Source organism: Lederbergia citrisecunda (genome assembly GCF_018343695.1).
Classification (GTDB): domain Bacteria; phylum Bacillota; class Bacilli; order Bacillales; family Bacillaceae_C; genus Lederbergia; species Lederbergia citrisecunda.
On record NZ_JAGYPJ010000001.1, the window covers coordinates 760,292 to 780,589 of the forward strand.

Consider the following 20,298-nt stretch of genomic DNA (forward strand, 5'->3'; position numbering starts at 1 on the left):
TTTACATGGATGCAAGAAAAGCATTTTATTCGCTGCTAAACAAAGTGAGATTACAATTACAAACTGAGCATGCTGTTAAAGAAATTCAGTATTATCTATTGACGTGCAGTGGATTTACTTTTTGCTTGTTTATCATGGCTCGCTTCTTCGTTATTATCGATACGAATGTGTATATTATGGTATTCGTATCGATTTCAGCCATTTTTTTCTTCATAAAGTTTTGGGTGACTAGACCAGACTTTAAACGGGCGGCTTATATATATGATCAATATTGTGGGGAAAATAGAACCACAACAGCTCTTTCGTTTATCGAAAAAGAAGAAACAGTATATACATTGCAAAGAAAAGAAGCGTTATTTCATATGAAAAAGGTTGAAGCTCATGTGTCAAAAAGAAATAAAAAATATGTAGCACCTTTTTCCTTAGGCTTATCGCTCTTCTTCATCGCGATGACTTCCGTCATGATTTTTTTACCTAATGAAAAAATGGCAGAGGCGGAACAATTGAAAAAAGAAAAGGCGATAGTTCAGGAAACGAAGAAAGAACTTGAAAAGCTCGTTAAGAAAAAAACGGATCCGATTATTAAAAAGGCTATCGAAACAGCACTAGATGAATTAAAAGATATTAAGCAAGCGAATGAAGCATTAAAGAAACTTAATAAGCAAAGCAATGAGCTAATGCTGCAGAAAACACATGCTGATGAAAATAAGACTGCTTTAAATAGAGTCATAAAAAAGTTGGAATCCGGCAATTTCAACGAATTAGCAAAAGCGCTTCAAGAACAAAATAAGGAAATGCTAGAAAAAGGAATTCAAAAATTGCAAGAGCAACTCTCACAATTAAATTATGAACAAAAGGAATTGCTGTCACAATTAATCCAAAGTCAGTCTAATCAATTATCTTCTGAAGATATTCACTCATTGCAAAAACAGTTGACCGCTCTGATGGAAAAAGCTTCACAATCTTCTCATTTAGCAGATTCGCAAAAAATAATGCAACGTGCAAGTGAGACACTTGTCGAAAGAATGCTTACAAATAATATCCAACCTTCTACAAAAATAGCCCAATCACAAGGGAATAACTCAAATGGTAATACAACGACAAATAATCCTCAACATCAACAAAATGGACAACAAAACGGTTCATCCTCTGTAAATGGGAGCCAGGGGCAAGGACAAAGTCAAGGACAAGGCGGTTCTGGAGGGAATGGAAATGGTGGTAATTCTGGCTCCAATGGAAACGGGAACGGCAACAGCAACAGTGGTGCGGGGTTCGGAATGGGTTCACGAACATTAACGATTCCTGAAACGTTAGATGGGAAAATAAATATTGAAAAAGATAAAGGAAAAATGGGTGAAGGGAAGCCTGCTGAACAAGGGGAGGGAAAAGGTCCTGTATTAAAAGGAACAATCCGCCCTTATGAAGAAGTTTACAATCAATATGAGAAATCCTCCCGTGAAAGCACAAATCGATTGCAGCTGCCATCCGAATTAGAGTCTATTGTAAAAAACTATTTTTCTAAGATAAAACCAGATCGGGAGTGAATGGGATGTCTACCATCAGTGAACAAGATTTTATTCAAGTTGCAGAAAAACTCACAAACATAAAAAGTGAAATTCAAGAATTTATCGTCGGACAAGATGAAGTAATCGATCAAATGCTTTGGACCATTTTTTCCGAAGGACATGCTTTACTTGAAGGGTTACCGGGACTTGGAAAAACGATGCTCGTAAAAACAATATCAGAAGTTCTTAATCTATCTTTTTCAAGAATTCAATTTACTCCAGATTTAATGCCATCCGACATAACAGGAACGATGATGATCCAGCCTGACGAATCAGGAAAGCAAAAATTTGAGTTCTTTGAAGGACCTATTTTTTCTAATATTGTACTAGCAGATGAAATCAACCGAGCAACCCCGAAAACTCAAAGTGCTTTACTGGAAGCAATGGGAGAAAAAACAGTAACCATCATGGGAGATACGAAGCCGATGGAGAAACCGTTCTTTGTTCTTGCTACTCAAAACCCGATCGAAATGGAAGGAACATACCCATTGCCGGAAGCACAACTCGATCGCTTCACTTGTAAAATAAATGTCTATTATCCTGATAGACAGTCTCTAAAGGAAATAATTCACCGGACCACGGGAGCGGAAAAGCCAAAGCTAAAAAAAATCATGGCGATTCAAGATGTAATTCATATTCAAAATCTCGTTAAACATATCATCATCTCTGATGAAATTCTTGACCTTGCCGTTAATATTATTGCCGGAACGCATCCAAATGATGAAGGATCATGCCCTTTAGTAAAGTCGTATGTTCAATACGGATCTGGCCCTAGAGGACTACAAAGTATGATTAATCTTGCGAAAGCTCGTGCTCTCTTTGCCGGAAGGTTTCACGTTTCGATCGGAGATATTAAACAAGTTGCCAAACCTGTACTCCGTCATCGCATTTTACTCAACTTTGAAGGGGAAGCTGCAGGAATTTCAGCTGATAGATTAATTGATGAAACAATTCAGTGGGTCCAACATGAGGGTGCACTAACATGATGATGTTTTCACATGAATTTCTTGCTCGTCTACGGAAATTACGTTTAGTAGTTGACTCTAAACGAACGGGTGTTCAAAAAGGAATCCGCCGCTCACATAAATTTGGGTCCTCTTTAGAATTCTCTGATTTTCGTACGTACCAACCTGGTGATGATGTGAGGCTCGTAGATTGGAATGTTTATGGAAGGACGAGACGCCATTATATTAAGAGATACCTGGATGAACAAGAAATAAAAGTATCCATTTACATGGATTGTACTTCTTCTATGCGAACAATTGAAGCTAAATGGCTGCTTGCAAAAAAAATCGCTGCAGCCTTAAGTTATATCACGCTAGTTAATGAGGATAGATTATCATTTCTTCCTATTTCCGCTGTAGATTTACGCAGTATAGAAAGAAAAGGAAGTAATAATGCTAAACAAGTACTGTCTGACATTCTACAACTGCAGTTAAACACAAAGACTTCCACATTTATAAAAGAAATGGAAAAGAAATTACAAAAAGGGAGGCAATTAACCATCATCATCACCGATGGTATGGAAGCAATCGCTGATTATGAAAAACTTTTTTTAAAGGCAGCCTCAGTAAAATCAAAAATATTGTTTATCCACATTTTAAGCAAAGAAGAAATTGATCCTGACTATACGGGTGATGCAAAGCTTATCGATAGTGAAAGGGAAACAGAAGTAAATGTCAGTATAAGTCCAAAACTCGTATCGGCCTACCAATTACGACTGAAACTGCATAATGAAAGATTAGAACATACTTGTCGGAAGTTTAATATACAATATATTTTTGTAAGTGATGAAAAAACTGCCGAAGAATTACTTATATCAGATTTTATTTTCCATGGAATTGTACAATGAGGTGACGAAATGGGTTTAATGAATCCAATATTTTTATTATTAGCGTTTTTAATTGCTACAGTTCTTATTTTTTATATGTTTAGAAAACGCTACGAAAATAAAATGATCCCCTCTAACATTCTGTGGGAACAAGTGATGAATGAATGGCAGGCATCACCTTGGCTCGATAGACTTCAACGAAATATATTGCTATTTTTACAGTTATTAATTTTACTATTATTAATGATTGCTCTAACTCGACCTTACTGGATGACGAAGGGTATTGAAGGTGAACATATTATCTTTGTCGTCGATACTTCCGCTTCCATGTCAGCTATTCATAATGGAATTTCAAGATTTGATGAGGCAAAAGAAGAAATTTATGCAATGTTAAAGAATATTGAGCATCAGGAAGTTACGATTATTGCGGCAGGAAGTGTGCCGAACCTATTGATCAATAGGGAATCCAATATGAACATGCTCCAGAAGGTTGTAGACGGTTTAACATTGTCTTATGAATATTGTGATATGGATAAAGCGATTAGACTTGCAAACTCACTTGCAGTGAATAAAGATACAAGTCTATTTATTTTTTCCGATTCAGTAAAGTCTGAAGAAGTAAAAGGGTTATCAAAAACAATCCCTATTTCCGTTTTTAATATGGGGAAAGAGGGTGACAATGTTTCATTAAAATCTTTCGGTATTGGGGAAAAAGATAACATTGTCACTGGGATTTCAGTTGTTGAAAACCAGAGTAAAATACAAAAAACAGCCACTTTACAGATTAATTCCAATGAAAAAATATTATTCGAGGAAGAAGTGTCGATAGAACCTGGTGAGCAAAAGTTCATCAAAATATCAAAGCTACCAGTAAGTGAGTATTATAAAGCCCATATCGAGGTGGATGATGATTATTCGATTGATAATGAGCTGATTGCTGTTAGGCGCCCTTCATTATCGAAAGTTTATTTAGTCGGAGATATAAGCCCTTTCATTATGAAAGGTTTAGATAATATAGGCTATGAAACGATTCAAATAAATAATGAAGATATAAATAGTGATTTATCGGATGGAATAGTAGTAGTGGAAAATATTCCTATGGAAAAATGGCCGAAAAGGCCATTGCTGGCCATTACTCCTGAAAAGACTAAAGAAGTTAAAATACAAAATGAAATAAAAACAGAAAACGACCCAGTTTTTCAATATGTTGAATTTAATAAAACGTATATTCAATCTGCTTTATCTGGAAATAACACTAACCTTCCAGTAATTGCAAGCAGTGGTGGAATCCCCTTAATTCAAAAAGGAACAGAAAATGGATATCCCGTTATTGTTATTCAATTTTCGATTGAAAATACCGACTGGCCGCTGCATACAGGCTTTCCGATTTTTCTATACCAATCTTTTCAATGGCTTGCTGCTAATGAAGAGTTTTTTGGATTTTTTCTTCCAGGTGAGCATCGTTGGCTTAACGTAGAGGCTGACAGCAACGACTGGCAAGTATTTAACGAAAACGGAAAATACATTGAATCATTCAATTTACTTAAAGAAAGCTTTAGCGCTCCTCAAAAGCCAGGAATATACCAAACAGTTGTTAATGGGAGAACAATGTTTTTTGCAGTGAACTTGGATGACCGGGAAAAATCAATTCCATACTCATCATCCTTTAGAGTAAACCAACCAATAAAAGAAGATGATGGCACTGTCGTGAATCGCGTCAATGATGGACTTTGGTTTTGGTTGGTTCTTGTCGCCCTGATAGTTCTGTTTATTGAGTGGGAGGTGATGAGGCGTGGGACTCGAGTTTAAATACCCTTTATTTTTTTTACTATTAATACCTGCAGGTTTAGTTCTATTTCTTTTTTTCAAGCAGACAAAAGGATTTATGCATAAAGAAAAGATATGGATTACCTGTATAAGAGCAGTGGTTTTTTCGTTTATTATTTTGAGTCTCGTTACGCCTCAGTTAGTTTTTAAAACGAATGAAAGAAATGTCGTTTTTCTCGTGGATTCTTCTGCTAGTATGATGGGCACAGAAAATGAAATATTAACTTGGATTGAAAAAAGTGTTCAGTCTAAAAAGGAAAAAGACCAGTTTGCCATTTTATCGCTAGGGAAAAATGTAGCAGTTGAACAATCGCTTCATGCGAATAGTGACGTAATTCAAGAGTTTTCAACGAATATTAATCGTTATGATACGAATATCGAACAAGGCATTCAATTGGCGAGTTCCATGTTTCCAAGCAATTCAAATGGCCGTGTCGTCTTATTTTCAGACGGAAACCAAACTGCGGGAAATATACTTGATGCCGCACGTTTACTGAAGCAAAGAGGAATTGTGTTAGATTTCATACCAATTTCTAGGCAAGTTGGACAGGATATGGCGGTAACCGAATTTTCAGTACCTTCGTCACTGTACGAAGGAGAAACAGTTAGGTTAACAATGAAAGTAGAAAGTAATTATACTACAAATGCTAAAGTCCGAATTACGTTGAACGATGAAGAAATCATCGAAGAAAATATCCAAATAAAAGAGGGCACAAATTTATTAACCTTTACTCATGAAGCAATGGAAACAGGTTTTTATGTCTATAAAGGGGAAATTTCAGCGGTAGGGGATGCTTTTGCTGAAAATAATTTTTTGCAGGCGATATCCAATGTAAAAGGAACGCCACGGATATTAGTTGTGCAGTCAGAGCCGAATGAAGGAGTAAGTAAGGCTTTACAAACCTCAGGACTGATTGTAGATCAAATAACACCTCAACAATTACCTTCATCCCTTTCTAGTTATTTACGATATCAATCGATTCTTTTTAATAATGTTGCTGCTACTGATATTGGTGAAAAGAAAATGAAGCTCATCAATCAAGCTGTAAAAGATTTTGGAACAGGCTTTGTCATGGCTGGAGGAGAAAACAGCTTTGGTCTAGGAGGCTACTTTAAAACACCTATAGAAGAATTACTTCCTGTTGAAATGGAAGTGAAAGGGAAACAGGAGCTTCCGTCACTTGGATTAATCATTGTGTTAGACCGGTCAGGGAGCATGGAGGGTGAAAAACTCTCACTTGCGAAAGAAGCGGCTGCAAGATCAGTAGAGTTGCTTCGTGAAAAAGATACATTAGGATTTTTCGCGTTTGATGATCGACCATGGGAAATCATTGAAGCAGCACCAATTAGCAATAAAGAAAAGGCAATCGAAAAAATACGTTCCGTACCAGCTGGAGGAGGAACGGAAATATATTCTGCTCTCGAAGCGGCTTTTAATAGATTAATACCATTAGAACTACAGCGAAAACATATTATATTGCTGACAGACGGTCAATCGGCAACAAATAATGATTATCACGCTCTTATTGATAAAGGAAAAGAAACAAATATTACACTATCAACAGTTGCGTTAGGTCAAGATGCAGATAAGAGATTGTTGGAGGATTTAGCTGGATATGGAGCGGGTAGATTTTATGATGTTGTAGATGATACAGTCATTCCAAGCATTTTATCGAGAGAAACGGCAGTTCTTACTAGAACATATATTGTGGATGATCCGTTTTATCCGACTATTCATCCGAATTTTGATTGGGATCCACTATTTAAGGATGGTGTTCCGGAAATGAACGCCTATATCGCTGTGACACCGAAAGCTACATCACATATGATTCTTTCAAGTGATAAAGAGGATCCTATACTTGCGGAATGGCAATTTGGACTTGGAAGAACTATTGCTTATACTTCAGATCTAAGTGGGAAATGGGCTGGAAACTGGGCGAAGTGGGGTGAATGGCCACATTTTATCAATCAACTTATGAGTAGAACATTGCCAACTTATAACAGTGAGCCCTACACTATTCATGTTGAAAATAGAAATGGGCAGACAGTTATTCAGCTCCAGTCTTCTAATAGTGAACAAGGTCCAATCGAAACGGCAGTCATATCGCAATCTGGGGAGCAAATCGATGCTAGCATGAAAATTACGGCACCGGGTAAGTATGAACTTGCTATGGATCATAATCCTGGTATGTACTTTCTTCGTATTAATCAATTTTCAGAAGAAGGGGAGGAAAAGCTCTATAAAACAGGCTTTGCGGTACCATATTCTGATGAGTTGCTCTTAAAAGGGAATAACTTTGCACTACTTGAAGAAGCTGCAAATATTACAGGGGGAAAACAATTAACGAAAGAAAAAATGGCTTTTGATTCTCTCCCATTTTATCCGGTAAAAAAACAACCTATCTCTTCATGGTTGATTATGATCGCTTTTCTCTTCTTTTTTCTAGAAATAGCGATTAGAAGATTTGGTTTACCGCCAATATCATTATTGGTTAGAAAATATGTAAAACCTATAAAAAAAGTTTCTAAGGAGATTGAAGTTCCAAAAATTAATAAGTCAACACGACAAAAGCCATTATCAACTAAAACGAATCCGATAAGTGACATCCAACAAAAGCAGGAATTGAATAATAAAAAGAAATTAAATAGAGCGACTGAGGATGAGGATACAAGTGAACAAAACCCTCAGGAGAGCATGAAAAGACTTCTTGAAGCGAAAAAGCGTATGAACAGATAGAATTCGACATAGTGCATTTTGTTTTATTATTATTTCTACTAATGATAGGATAAAATTAGTAAAAATGCTGAAAATGGTTGAATGATATTTCTTAAAACGGGTCATAATAAAATTAAAATCACTACTTACTTATAGTTATTATAAATAAGTTTGACAAAATTCGACAACAAGACTATAATAAACTTTATGACTTATTAATAGTTGAGAATATCTTAACCATTTTCTCAATGAAATAATAATAAAACGGAGGTATTTCATCATGGCAGAACGTATGGTAGGAAAACAGGCGCCACGCTTCGAAATGGAAGCAGTAATGCCTAATAAGGAATTCGGCAAAGTAAGTTTAGAAGAAAATATGAAAAATGATAAATGGACAGTTCTTTTCTTCTATCCAATGGACTTTACATTTGTATGTCCTACAGAAATTACTGCTCTTTCTGACAGATATGACGAATTCGAAGATTTGGATGCAGAAGTAATCGGTGTTTCAACTGATACTATCCATACTCATTTGGCTTGGATTAAAACGGACCGTAAAGAAAATGGTCTTGGTGACTTAAACTATCCGCTTGCAGCTGATACGAACCATGCAATTTCAAAAGAATATGGTGTATTGATTGAAGAGGAAGGTATCGCTCTTCGTGGCCTCTTTATTATTAGCCCTGAGGGAGAGCTAATGTATTCCGTTGTTAACCACAACAATATTGGCCGTGACGTAGACGAAACATTACGTGTTCTTCAAGCATTACAAACTGGTGGCCTTTGCCCAGCTAACTGGAGACCTGGACAAGCAACATTATCAGTTTAATATTCTAAGGACAGGCAATCGGTATTGCCTGTCCTTCATAATGATTTTGAGGGGAGAATCATATTATGAAACTTCGTGAACCTATGCCTGAGCTTGAAGGTGCAACAGAATGGCTGAATGGTCAAGTAACAAAAGATGAATTGATTGGGGAAAAGCCAACTTTATTCCATTTTTGGTCAATTAGCTGTCATCTGTGCAAAGAAGCGATGCCACAAGTAAATCAATTTCGTGATGACTTTGAAGATAAATTGAATGTAGTTGCTGTTCATATGCCTCGTTCAGAAGATGATCTCGATATTGAAGAAATCAAGAAGGTTGCTTCTGAACATGGAATCATACAACCGATTTTTGTGGACAGTGAATTGAAGTTTGCTGATGCTCTTGAAAATCAATACGTTCCTGCTTATTACGTTTTTGATAAAGAAGGGAAGCTACGCCATTTTCAAGCTGGCGGTGGCGGCATGAAAATGCTTGAGAAGAGAGTTAATCGAGTCCTTAATGAAGTTGAAAAAGCATAATCTTAGTTTTTTTGAGTCAACGTCCAATCATATATTGGACGTTTTTTGTGTAATCGCTCTGAAAACAGTATGTTGATTTCTGCTCCATGTAGACGCATTTTCACTAATATTCATTTACTAATGCAAAGCCTAGGTATTAATTGTTCGAAGAAAGGGGACACACATCCATCTAAGACTTTTGGAGTAGAAAGTTTCAGAAATTGGGAGGAATGGTAAAAAAATTTAAAAAAATAGTGGAAAAATATTTTGTTAGCCGATATATTAGTTATTACGGCCAATTGCCAAAGGGGAGGGAATTGTATGGACACATTAAAAAAGTTAAGGCAATACTACTGGCCATATAAACAATACTTTTTCATTTCAATGTTCTTTTTGCTATTTGTAACAGCAATTACAGTTATTTATCCGATCATTCTTCAAATAACGATTGATGAAGTAGTATTGAAAAGTCAGTATAGCCTTATATTACCATTAACATTTGGATTTTTAGGGATTATGGTCATTAAAGGAATTGTCACGTTTATCCAGCAATACACTGGAGAATTATTCGGCATCAAAGCCGTATACAGTTTACGTAACGCATTATATGAGAAATTGCAGTTTTTGCCATTTCGTTATTACGATAATGCAAAAACAGGTGATTTAATGTCCCGTCTAACGGCTGATGTGGAATCGTTCCGTTTCTTTTTATCTTTTGGATTTTCAGAATTATTCCGCTTTATTTTAATGTTAACGGTTGCGTTTGGGGTCATGTTTTATTACTCGGTTCCACTAACACTTGCAACGATGATATCTCTGCCATTTTTATTTTTTGTAGTATATAAGTTTGATAGGGCAGTTCATCCTGCTTTCCGTGGAATCAGAAAATCTTTTGGTAAACTAAATACAAATGTACAAGAAAATATTTCAGGGATTAATACGGTAAAGTCATTATCCAAAGAAGAGTTTCAAACTGGAAAGTTTAACGATTCAAATGCGGACTACAAAGATAACATGATTTCTACCTCTAATATTTGGGCTAAGTATTTCCCGTTGATGGAGTTTCTTGGAAACGTTTGTGTAGTTGCATTGCTATCATTTGGGGGCTATTTAGTTATTAAAGGATCGCTTCAACCTGGTGAACTTGTTGCTTTTTATAGCTTAGTAGGATATATATTATGGCCGATTATGAGTTTAGGTTTTACAATCAATATGTTTTCGCAATCCAAGGCATCAGGGGAGAGACTTCTTGAAGTTTTAGAAGCTAAAGAAGATATTGTTGATAAAGAAAACGCTTATTCTCCTAGCCGTCTTAAAGGTGAAGTGGAGTTCAAAAATGTTTACCTTAGATATGCTGGCGACGATAATTCAGCATTGAAGGATATCAGCTTTAAAGCAGAAGCAGGAAAGATTATCGGACTTGTTGGTTCAACGGGATCTGGTAAAACAAGTATTACTCAATTGATTACTAGATTTTACGAGCCAGAATCTGGCGAGGTTTTAATTGATGGTAAAAATGTAAATGAGTATGCTTTAAAATCACTCCGAAGCAATATTGGATTCGTTTTGCAAGAAAGTTTCTTATTTTCTTCTACTATTAAAGCGAATATTGCATACGGAAGACCTGATGCCACGATGGATGAAATCATTGACGCTGCAAAAAGAGCAGACGCGCATAATTTTATTGTAGAATTGCCTGATGGATACGATACAATCTTAGGTGAACGTGGAATGGGATTATCAGGTGGTCAAAAACAAAGAATATCCATTGCCCGTTCCATTTGTCTTGATCCAAGTATTCTAATTCTTGATGACGCAACAAGTGCCGTTGATATGGAGACAGAATTTAAAATCCAAGGAGCACTTAAGGAAGTAATGAAAGGAAGAACAACCTTTATTATTGCTCACCGTATCTCATCCTTAAAGCATGCGGATGAAATTCTTGTTTTAGAAGACGGTAAGATCGTAGAAAGAGGCACACATGATGAGCTGATTCATAATGGGGGTCAATACGAGCGCGTCTATAAAATCCAGTTCCAAGATCAAAGGGCAATATTGCAAGGCCAGAGAGGGTGAGGCAAAGATGGAAAAAACCAAAAAAATAAATCCACTCGTATTAGAACGTTTTCGTTATTCAACTGAACAGTTAATTGACAAACCGTTTAACTGGAAGCAAATGGGGAGACTTTTTGAATATTTAAAGCCTTATTCGAAGAATTTATTGCCTGCATCCATTATTACTGTTTTAATTACAACTGCTGTTAGGTTGATTATTCCGATTTTAATTGGAGTATATGCACTTGATAAAGCGATTAAGCAAGATAAAGATTTCTCATTATTAATGTGGATTGTTGCGATCATTGCCTTTCTGTTCGTAATATCATATGTAGCTAATATTTATCGGATTAAATGGAGCAATGAGCTTGGTCAGAAAGTAATTTATGATTTGCGAAAGCACGTGTTTACACACGTGCAGGGGCTATCCCATTCATTCTTTGATCAAAGATCGGCTGGTTCCATCCTTGTAAGAATTATGAATGATACGAATTCGTTGCAGGATCTATTTACGAATGGTGTCATTAATATTTTTATGGATATGTTAATGCTCGCTGGTGTAATCGTAATTTTATTTACACTAAGTCCACAGCTAACGTTGGCTGTATTGGTCATACTGCCATTAATGTTTTTAATTTCTACGACTTTGCGTAAAAGCATTCGTCGTTCATGGCAATTTATGAGAATTAAGCAATCAAAATTGAATTCTCATTTGAATGAAAGTATACAAGGAATTCGCGTTACACAAAGCTTTACCCAAGAAAAAGAAAATATGGCGTTTTTCGATGGCGTTAATTATGAAAACTATGAAGCATGGCAAATTGCGACGAAGAAAAGTGCTTTTTTCCGACCTCTAGTTGAGTTAACGAACGCGATTGGTACAGGTGTACTTATTTGGTACGGTGCACACTTAATCCAAGCTGATTCTTTAACATTAGGACAATTTGTTTCTTTTGCCTTTTACCTCGGAATGTTTTGGGAACCTATATCAAGGATTGGGCAATTGTACAATCAACTTCTAATGGCGATGGCTTCATCTGAACGTATTTTTGAATATTTAGATGAACGTCCTATTGTTCACGAGAAAAGTAACTCGATTCAGCTTGAGAATATTGCTGGGCGGATCAATTTTGATCAAGTTGAATTTTCTTATGATGATAAACGGAAAGCTTTAAAGGGCATTTCACTTGAAATGTTACCTGGTCAAACAATCGCTTTAGTAGGTCATACAGGTTCGGGGAAATCGACGATCGCAAACTTAATTTCACGTTTTTATGATCCTACCGACGGTTCTGTAAAAATTGATGGGCATGACTTGAGAGAAGTTTCGCTACAAAGCTTACGTCACCAAATAAGTGTCGTTCTTCAAGATACATTTATCTTCTCTGGAACGATTATGGAAAATATACGATTTGGAAATCCGTTAGCTACTGATGAACAAGTTAAAAAGGCTGCACGTGCAATTGGTGCAGACAAGTTTATTGAAAATTTACCTATGGGCTTTGATACGGAAGTAGAAGAGCGAGGAAACATCTTATCTGTTGGAGAAAGACAATTGCTTTCTTTTGCAAGGGCATTGCTTGCGGATCCTCGTATCATTATTCTTGATGAAGCGACGGCAAGTATTGATACAGAAACAGAAATTCAAATCCAACATGCATTAAAGACGTTGTTGAAAGGAAGAACTTCCATCATAATAGCTCATAGATTATCTACAATCCGTGATGCGGATAAAATATTCGTATTGGAACATGGAAATATTATCGAAGAAGGCAATCACGATGAGCTAATTGCACAAAGAGGCGAGTACTACCGTCTAATAGAGGCGCAATTTAAAGTTATGGATGCTATATAATTTTTATTGAAAGTTAAATGACTACCAAGTTGATTGGAGTGGAAGGTGTGAGACTTCTGCGGGAGTAAGGGACAGGGGAGATCCTACAGGCCGAGTAGGCTCCCCAGTACCGCCCTCGGAAAGCGAGCACCTGTAGAGGAAATCAACGTTTCAGTTAAGCAGTACGTAATGAAAAGGATGTGTCAAAAATTGGCACATCCTTTTTCATTTTTTTCTCAATTCTATATTCGGTAGATGATTTGCTTCAATGATCCGTTCAGGATGTGAATAAATATTAAGCTTTTCTTTACGTACAAATCCAACAACTGTTATACCAAGATCATTAGCCAGTTCAATTCCTAAAGTCGTAGGGGCAGATTTGGAGATTAATATTCCCACTCCAATTTTGGATATTTTCAATACTACTTCTGAGGAGATTCTTCCACTAAAAACGATAACCTTATCTTTAAGTGGAACGTTATGTTGTAAAATATGGCCATAAAGCTTATCCAATGCATTATGTCTCCCTATATCGGAAAAATAGTAAAGAATCGTATCATTTGTACAGAGTGCTGCATTATGAACTCCGCCTGTTTGTTGAAAATCTATAGAGCATTCCTGTAATTGCTTCATCAACGAGAAACATTCTTTTATGGATATTTGATGCTTACTCATTATCGTTTTTGCTGTATTGGCATCATTGTAAAAGTAAAACTGCCTACTTTTTCCACAACATGAACCGATCATTCGCTTTGAGAAAAATTCTTTATTGATAGATTGTTTGATTTTTAATTGTACATATGCAAATCCATGATGTTCGTCAATCTCTATAGAAGAAATTTGATCTGCATTTCTTATTAGCCCTTCTGAAGCAAGAAAGCCAAGAACGAGTTCATTTATATTTGTAGGGCTACAAACAATCGTAGCGAACTCTTCGTCATCTACATAAACGGTTAGTGGATACTCTACAGCAGTAATATCGCTCGCTTCAAGTAAATCATTGCCGTTGTATTTCAATACATTCAGTTCGGATTTCATATGATTGTTCATCTTATCGCCTTCTTAACCAATATCTTGTTCAAGATCTTCAATCCTTTTTTCTACATACTTTGTATCTTTTTGTGAAAGGTATAGATCAGCTTTTTCAACGATCACGCTAGCGCTATATTCCGGAATTCCTGCGTATTTTTCATAAACGCCTTTCTGAATTAAAACATTCCCTTCCGGCCAATAAACAGAAATATTCCCTTTTCTTGTATTAGCGTACTTCGCTTTTCCTTGAAAGGTTCCATTTTTGTTATGAACGACAATTGCCTCTTTATCTAATATTCCAAGAGCTTGTGCATCTTCAGGGTGAATAAGGACATCATATCGATCGGCGTCATTAAATGGATCTGTATCACTGTATATCATTGAATTGAATTGCTTGCCACGTCTTGTCGTTAAATAAAATTGACCGTCAGGCTTTCTAATGTCAGGCAACTCAATTGGAATTAGGTTAGCTCTTCCATCTTCCGTAGGACAAATACCATCTTCACAAAGCCAGGCACCACCCCATTGAAATACATCACCACGTTCTTTTAAATGCTGGATTCCATCATAATTTGGATTTGCAATAGCGATTTCAGATCGAATTTGTTCAGCTTCAGTAAAATGAATTAAATGTTTTTGCGCGGGCTTCACTAGTCCAGCAAGTTCAACGTAAATCTCCCATTCAGAGCGCGCTTCTTCAATTCGCGGACCATTAATTTCGGGAGAAAAATAAACCATTCGCTCAGTTGAAGTAGAAGTGCCGCCTCCACGTTGTTCATATCTCGTCATGGCAGGGAGGACGATAACCTCTTCTTTAGCATCTACTAGGGTAGAACTGTTCAAGATAATATCTTGATGAACACGTAATTCCACATTTTGTATGCATTTTTCGATAAAATGAGGATCTGGCATTGTCTCAAGAAAATTGCCGCCTGACGTATAAAAAACCTTTATTTTTCGCTCGTGATCTTCAGGTAACATTGCATTTTCCAAAGAAACACCCACAATATCTCCTTGCCATTTAGGTATTTCAAAATTCCATATCTTTTCTAATCGTTCAATATTAGCTTTATCAAATTCCCCACCAGGGAGTGAAAAAGGGTCTGCACCCATTTCACCGGAGCCCTGAACTCCTGAATGTCCTCGGATTGGCATAACTCCACAATATTTACGCCCAATAAACCCTCTTAAAATAGCTAAGTTTGCTACTTGTGATATATTATCGGTGCCAAATCGATGCTGTGTTAGTCCCATGGACCAAACAAAGACACCGCTTTTTGCATTAGCTAAAAGAGTAGCGAACTCTAGCATTCTTTCCTTTGAAATTCCCGAAGATTGTTCAAGAGTTTCCCAATGTAGCTTTTCAACATGTTCTTTTAAACTTTCTAAGCCTTTTGCATGGCTGCGAATAAAATCATGATCAATCGCGGAGCCTGGTTGATTCTTTTCCATATCAAACCAATGCTTGATGACACCATTCATAAAGGCGATATCTCCACCAATATTGACTTGATAGAAATCATCGGCTATTTTTGTGCCAAATAATGCGGAATCGGGGATGGAAGGAACCCAATAACCATCCATTGCGGGTTCCCTATATGGATTAATACAAATGATTTTAGTTCCGTTTCTTTTTGCGGCATACATATACTTAGTGGAAACTGGCTGATTGTTTGCTGCAACAGAGCCCCAAAAAATGAGGACATCGGTTCCAATCCAATCTTGGTAGTTACAACTAGATGCTCCAATTCCAAGTGATCTTTTTAATGCTGTTTTACTCGGTGAATGACAAATCCGGGAAGCGTTATCAATATTGTTCGTACCTAAAAATCTGGCGAATTTTCCAGCTGTATAAAAAACTTCATTCGTAATCCCTCTAGCTGTTAAGAAAAAGGCTAACTGTTTTGGATCAATATTTTTTATTTTTTTTGCTATTCTTTCTAATGCCTCATCCCATGAAATTCTTCTAAACTTTTTTTCTCCAGGTTTTCTCGAGAGGGGATATGGTATTCTGCCTAATTTCCTTAGATCTTTGCTCTTCATTTTTCGCAGTTCGTCAATATCACTATGCAACACTTCTTCCTTTATGGCAGGCATCGTATTTAATCGCAAAACGTTAAGTCGTGTTGTACAAATATGAGGACCTTTTAACGTTTGATCATTTAGTCCAGAAACCCCTAGTGCACAGCCATCGCATACACCTTGGGTAAGAATGCGATAGGCATATGGGAGATTATCACGATTTTCCATTACTACCTTCATAGTGTCGCGTATATGTTTTGGTTTAACCTTCCCAAGGCCGAACGGAATAGGACTAACCCAATGCTTTGGATCTGGCATTTTTGGTAGATTCATAGGTCCAGGATGCTTCGTTTTACCCATTATGTTCATCCTTTCTCGAGTGAAAATTTTATTCTCGTCATTCATCTAATTTTCAAAAGATTGTATAATATTATTCTATCACACACTTACGAATATCATAACTTATTATTTGTTAGTTATTGGTATCGTGATAGAATGAAAATTAAAAAGTAGTAAACTTCTTGGGGGATGCTTGAATGCTGCAATTATCAATGTTTAACTTTTTTTTCTACTGGGCAATGTCGATTATTAATGCGTTTTTTCCGTTATTATTTCGTTATAAGGGACTTAGTCCAGGACAAATTGGAATTGTTTTAGCAGTAGGACCAGTTGTGGCAATCTTTTCCCAGCCACTCTGGGGAATCATTTCAGATAAAAAGCAAACGGTTAAAAAAATTATTATTCTTTTATTAGTAGCTACTTTGATCATCGGTTTGGCTATATTTTTTAGTCCTACTATGCTACTTTTAATCATTTGTATGCTTGTATTTCATTTTTTTATGTCTCCTATTCAACCACTGCTCGATAGTTTATCTACCACTTTCGCCAAAGAAAACGGAATAAGTTACGGATCTATTCGTGTATGGGGTTCAATTGGCTTTGCCACGGCTTCATTTATTATTGGCTTTATTATTGGAAAAATAGGAATTCAATACTTATGGATTATTTATACGATCATTATTGTTGGTGTGTTTTTCATAGCGTTAAAACTATCCGATTCAAAAGCAGTTAGAAAACCAGTTACAAAAGAAGGTTTTAAAAAAGCATTCCGCAATCCATCATTTTTTATTTTCTTAATTGCTGTTTTATTTATCGCAATTCCCCATAGAATGAACGATGGTATGTTAGCATTGTACTTGAAATCATTGGGTGCACCAGAAGGATTGATTGGATTAGCTTGGACTTTTTCCGCCTTAAGTGAGGCGCCTGTAGTGGGGATTATGTATATTTTGATGAGAAGGATTCCTCTTTTAGTGCTGGTTAGTATTGCTGGATGTTTTTATACGCTAAGATGGTTTTTGTATAGCCTACTCTCAGAACCAATATTGATTGTTTCTTCACAAGCTATGCATAGTGTGACATTTGCTATTTTTATGGTTGCTTCTCTTCAATACATAGCCTCCGTTATTCCGAGAGAAATGATTGCAACAGGACAAACTGCATATTTTGCGACATTCAATGGTCTTGCACCAATCATTGGAAGTTCTGCTGGCGGTTATTTAATGGAACATTTTGGTGGAGGCTTTATTTATCGTATGGGTTCATTTTCAGCATTAATTGGAACTTTCATAGTCGTTTTTTTGTTTTTGAAGGAGCGGAAAGTTCAGAACGAAAAGCAGTATGCATAATTTATTGAGTAATTTTTTGTTTTGCTCCTTTTACATGGTATAATTTTTCCTATTAACATAGGTTTTATCGAAAGCAGGGATTAAATAATGAAAGCAGGAACAGTAGTAACACTACGAGTCGCAAGGGAAGTTCCATTTGGATTTTTTTTAACGGATGACAAGGAAGATGTGCTATTACATCATTCGGAAGTGACAGAACCAATTACGGTTGATCAGCAACTCGAAGTATTTTTATATCAGGACCACGAAGGAAGACTTTCTGCAACATTAACAATACCTTACGTTCAAATCGGTCAGTATGATTGGGTTGAAGTGGTAGAAGTTAAAAAAAACTTAGGTGCTTTCGTGAATATAGGGTTGAAAAAAGATATTCTTGTGTCCATGGATGACCTACCAGCACTTTTTTCGTTATGGCCAACAATTGGAGATAAGCTTTATTGTTCGTTAAAAGTAGATAACAAAGATCGGTTATATGGAAAGCTCGGTACGGAAGAAGTAATGAGAGCATTAGCTGTACCAGCAGAACCAGAAATTTTTAATAGAAATATAAAAGGGACAGTGTATAGGTTGTTGCTTGTTGGATCTTTTATTATGACCGAAGAAGGATATTTGGGATTTATCCATGAAAGTGAGAGAAAGGAAGAACCTCGTCTCGGTCAAGAAGTGGAAGGTCGGATCATCGATGTGAAAGAAGACGGAACTATTAACGTTTCTTTATTGCCACGAACACATGAGCAAATAGATGAGGATGCCGATAAGATTTATGAGTATTTACAAGGACGAGGAGGCTCAATGCCTTACTGGGATAAAAGTCTCCCTGAAGATATTAAGAAGCGCTTCAATATGAGTAAAGGTTCTTTTAAAAAAGCACTCGGAAAACTAATGAAGGAACATAAAGTAGTGCAAGAGGACGGCTGGACTCATATAAAAGAAAAGTAAAAGTAAGGATGCCTTGGTGCATCCTTTTTTTTTGCTTGTAAAGCGATTGTTTGATATGTAACTAATGGATCGGAGCGGAGAACAACGGAACAGTTTGCAAGAGCCTATCATTAAATCCGTCTCGAGACCGAGAAAAAAATCGAGCTCTGGCTGGTTAAAGGTTCTTTTGTTTTCCATTAAAGTTAAGTCATAGAGAACGGAAGGAGGAAAAAGAAATGAAAAAGTTTTTACTTATTACAGTAGGTGTTATTTTAGCGATTATTGCACTATCAAGTATTGGTCACATCATAGGGATGGCCATCAGCCTATTTATTGTTTATTTCTCTTATAAGCAATTTATGGCAACAAGTTCAACAGTAGGAAAAATTATATGGGCTTTGATTGGGTTGATTGGTTTTTCAGGATTATTGGGAAGTCTACCAGCCCTAGCAGGAATCGCAGCTGTTTATATTCTTTACACAGGATATAAAAATTGGGATAGAAAAAAAGAAGCTCCTGTTGTAGAAAAAGAAGATCCATTCACTGGATTTGAACGTGAGTGGGAAAGATTAAAGCAACAAAAATAATACTTTATAAGTATATTACAGCATGTTAATTGAACGAAGGCGAGAGAAAAAACGGGTCTATTGAGATCCCGCAAACAAAAATAAAAAAGTGAGGGAACATAAAATGACAAATTTCTTCGAAAAAATGAAACAATCGATTATTGAGGATTTCCAAGATGTAACAGAAGTGAAAGTGAAACAAAATCCAATTGCACAATTAAACAAATATGTTCGTGATAGTGAAAAAGAAGTTGAAAAGGCAGGAAAATTAGTTGAAAGACAAAGATTGTTAAAGAATGAGTTTTATAAAGAATGGAAGCAAGCAAATGCATTAGCCAATAAGCGTAAGGAACAACGAGATTTAGCCATTCAAGCTGGAGAGAATGGATTGGCAGAAACAGCACTTCAATATCAGGCACAAGCAGAGCAGCAAGCAGAGCGTCTACAACTAGCATATGAAACAGCTATTGAGCAATTGTCAGAATTAGAGCAGAAACTTGAAGAAATGAAACTTAAGGTAAAAGATATGCACATTAAAAGATTAGAGCTTATGGGTAAGGAAAATGTCCTGTCTATGAAAGAGAAAATGAATAAACTATTAAGTGAATCAGAATTCGGTAATGCAGCTGAAAATTTTGATACAGTAGCATCTGAAATGAAACAAAAGGAAAATAATTTTGATGACGAATATGAAATTACTATTTTCGACGCTAAGATTCAAAAGCTGGCAAAAGAGATAAATAATGCAGAAAAACAAAACCAGATACATGAAAACGTGGTACAATAACAAGTGTTTAAGAAAGGCGTGTATATGTCGCCTTTCTTTCTACTTATTAATATCCATATGATTGTGGTCTTGCAAATGTAATCTATATTAGTTGTTTTTTTGTAACATTCCAATCTAAAGATAGCAAGTCA

The 20,298-nt window shown here is 36.2% G+C and carries 14 protein-coding genes and 2 pseudogenes; 14 read left to right on the forward strand and 2 right to left on the reverse strand.

Translation table 11 applies throughout. The features are described 5' to 3' along the window. The first annotated feature begins 5 nt into the window (after nucleotides 1–5). From KHA93_RS03825 to KHA93_RS03865, 10 genes and pseudogenes are all read left to right on the forward strand, one after another. Complete coding sequence (locus KHA93_RS03825) at nucleotides 6–1,544, forward strand: DUF8809 domain-containing protein (RefSeq protein WP_213109505.1); 1,539 nt, start codon at nucleotides 6–8, stop codon at nucleotides 1,542–1,544. A 5-nt stretch (nucleotides 1,545–1,549) separates the two neighbouring features. Beyond that, nucleotides 1,550–2,551, forward strand: coding sequence for an AAA family ATPase (locus KHA93_RS03830; RefSeq protein WP_213109506.1), 1,002 nt, complete (start codon nucleotides 1,550–1,552; stop codon nucleotides 2,549–2,551). Further along, nucleotides 2,548–3,417 carry a DUF58 domain-containing protein gene (locus KHA93_RS03835; protein ID WP_213109507.1) on the forward strand — a complete coding sequence of 290 codons (870 nt, stop codon included), beginning with the start codon at nucleotides 2,548–2,550 and terminating at the stop codon, nucleotides 3,415–3,417. Before KHA93_RS03830 ends, KHA93_RS03835 begins: the two co-directional genes overlap by 4 nt. A gap of 9 nt (nucleotides 3,418–3,426) precedes the next feature. Next, nucleotides 3,427–5,205 carry a vWA domain-containing protein gene (locus KHA93_RS03840; RefSeq protein ID WP_213109508.1) on the forward strand — a complete coding sequence of 593 codons (1,779 nt, stop codon included), beginning with the start codon at nucleotides 3,427–3,429 and terminating at the stop codon, nucleotides 5,203–5,205. Then, a complete protein-coding gene (locus tag KHA93_RS03845) occupies nucleotides 5,189–7,960 on the forward strand; it encodes a VWA domain-containing protein (protein ID WP_213109509.1) in 2,772 nt (923 codons plus the stop codon). The genes KHA93_RS03840 and KHA93_RS03845 overlap by 17 nt, the downstream gene beginning before the upstream one ends. A gap of 259 nt (nucleotides 7,961–8,219) precedes the next feature. Further along, a complete protein-coding gene (locus KHA93_RS03850; RefSeq protein ID WP_213109510.1) occupies nucleotides 8,220–8,768 on the forward strand; it encodes a peroxiredoxin in 549 nt (182 codons plus the stop codon). Between the two features lie 65 nt (nucleotides 8,769–8,833). Further along, on the forward strand, nucleotides 8,834–9,286 hold the full coding sequence (locus KHA93_RS03855) for a TlpA family protein disulfide reductase (protein ID WP_213109511.1): 453 nt from the start codon (nucleotides 8,834–8,836) through the stop codon (nucleotides 9,284–9,286). A gap of 363 nt (nucleotides 9,287–9,649) precedes the next feature. Continuing rightward, nucleotides 9,650–10,390, forward strand: a pseudogene (locus KHA93_RS23805) (ABC transporter ATP-binding protein); the annotation flags it as partial. 288 nt (nucleotides 10,391–10,678) lie between these two features. Beyond that, nucleotides 10,679–11,341 (forward strand): annotated as a pseudogene (locus KHA93_RS23810) (ABC transporter ATP-binding protein); the annotation flags it as partial. Nucleotides 11,342–11,348: 7 nt separating this feature from the next. After that, nucleotides 11,349–13,175 carry an ABC transporter ATP-binding protein gene (locus tag KHA93_RS03865; protein ID WP_213109513.1) on the forward strand — a complete coding sequence of 609 codons (1,827 nt, stop codon included), beginning with the start codon at nucleotides 11,349–11,351 and terminating at the stop codon, nucleotides 13,173–13,175. Nucleotides 13,176–13,379: 204 nt separating this feature from the next. Here KHA93_RS03865 and fdhD read toward each other — a convergent pair whose 3' ends face one another. Together fdhD and KHA93_RS03875 are read right to left on the reverse strand one after the other, a co-directional pair. After that, nucleotides 13,380–14,204, reverse strand: coding sequence for a formate dehydrogenase accessory sulfurtransferase FdhD (fdhD, locus tag KHA93_RS03870; protein ID WP_213109514.1), 825 nt, complete (start codon nucleotides 14,202–14,204; stop codon nucleotides 13,380–13,382). Nucleotides 14,205–14,216: 12 nt separating this feature from the next. Further along, the gene (locus KHA93_RS03875; RefSeq protein ID WP_213109515.1) at nucleotides 14,217–16,568 is read right to left on the reverse strand and encodes an FdhF/YdeP family oxidoreductase; all 2,352 of its coding nucleotides are present in this window, start codon (nucleotides 16,566–16,568) and stop codon (nucleotides 14,217–14,219) included. A 176-nt stretch (nucleotides 16,569–16,744) separates the two neighbouring features. Here KHA93_RS03875 and KHA93_RS03880 point away from each other — a divergent pair, with 176 nt between their 5' ends. The 4 genes from KHA93_RS03880 (at nucleotide 16,745) to KHA93_RS03895 (ending at nucleotide 20,167) form a co-directional block, all read left to right on the forward strand. After that, on the forward strand, nucleotides 16,745–17,896 hold the full coding sequence (locus KHA93_RS03880) for an MFS transporter (RefSeq protein WP_213109516.1): 1,152 nt from the start codon (nucleotides 16,745–16,747) through the stop codon (nucleotides 17,894–17,896). 87 nt (nucleotides 17,897–17,983) lie between these two features. Beyond that, entirely contained in the window at nucleotides 17,984–18,835 is an 852-nt protein-coding gene (locus KHA93_RS03885; protein WP_213109517.1) for a CvfB family protein, read from the forward strand. A 215-nt stretch (nucleotides 18,836–19,050) separates the two neighbouring features. Further along, nucleotides 19,051–19,401: a lmo0954 family membrane protein gene (locus tag KHA93_RS03890; RefSeq protein ID WP_213109518.1), complete on the forward strand. Its 351-nt coding sequence runs from the start codon at nucleotides 19,051–19,053 to the stop codon at nucleotides 19,399–19,401. 124 nt (nucleotides 19,402–19,525) lie between these two features. Beyond that, a complete protein-coding gene (locus KHA93_RS03895) occupies nucleotides 19,526–20,167 on the forward strand; it encodes a PspA/IM30 family protein (RefSeq protein WP_213109519.1) in 642 nt (213 codons plus the stop codon). The last annotated feature ends 131 nt before the right edge of the window (nucleotides 20,168–20,298 follow it).

Bases quoted from the DNA above. Each gene is read 5' to 3' on its own strand.
- KHA93_RS03825 (WP_213109505.1), top strand. From the start codon at position 6: ATGGATGCAAGAAAAGCATTTTATTCGCTGCTAAACAAAGTGAGATTA.
- KHA93_RS03830 (WP_213109506.1), top strand. From the start codon at position 1,550: ATGTCTACCATCAGTGAACAAGATTTTATTCAAGTTGCAGAAAAACTC.
- KHA93_RS03835 (WP_213109507.1), top strand. From the start codon at position 2,548: ATGATGATGTTTTCACATGAATTTCTTGCTCGTCTACGGAAATTACGT.
- KHA93_RS03840 (WP_213109508.1), top strand. From the start codon at position 3,427: ATGGGTTTAATGAATCCAATATTTTTATTATTAGCGTTTTTAATTGCT.
- KHA93_RS03850 (WP_213109510.1), top strand. From the start codon at position 8,220: ATGGCAGAACGTATGGTAGGAAAACAGGCGCCACGCTTCGAAATGGAA.
- KHA93_RS03855 (WP_213109511.1), top strand. From the start codon at position 8,834: ATGAAACTTCGTGAACCTATGCCTGAGCTTGAAGGTGCAACAGAATGG.
- KHA93_RS03865 (WP_213109513.1), top strand. From the start codon at position 11,349: ATGGAAAAAACCAAAAAAATAAATCCACTCGTATTAGAACGTTTTCGT.
- fdhD (WP_213109514.1), bottom strand. From the start codon at position 14,204: ATGAACAATCATATGAAATCCGAACTGAATGTATTGAAATACAACGGC.
- KHA93_RS03875 (WP_213109515.1), bottom strand. From the start codon at position 16,568: ATGGGTAAAACGAAGCATCCTGGACCTATGAATCTACCAAAAATGCCA.
- KHA93_RS03880 (WP_213109516.1), top strand. From the start codon at position 16,745: ATGCTGCAATTATCAATGTTTAACTTTTTTTTCTACTGGGCAATGTCG.
- KHA93_RS03885 (WP_213109517.1), top strand. From the start codon at position 17,984: ATGAAAGCAGGAACAGTAGTAACACTACGAGTCGCAAGGGAAGTTCCA.
- KHA93_RS03890 (WP_213109518.1), top strand. From the start codon at position 19,051: ATGAAAAAGTTTTTACTTATTACAGTAGGTGTTATTTTAGCGATTATT.
- KHA93_RS03895 (WP_213109519.1), top strand. From the start codon at position 19,526: ATGAAACAATCGATTATTGAGGATTTCCAAGATGTAACAGAAGTGAAA.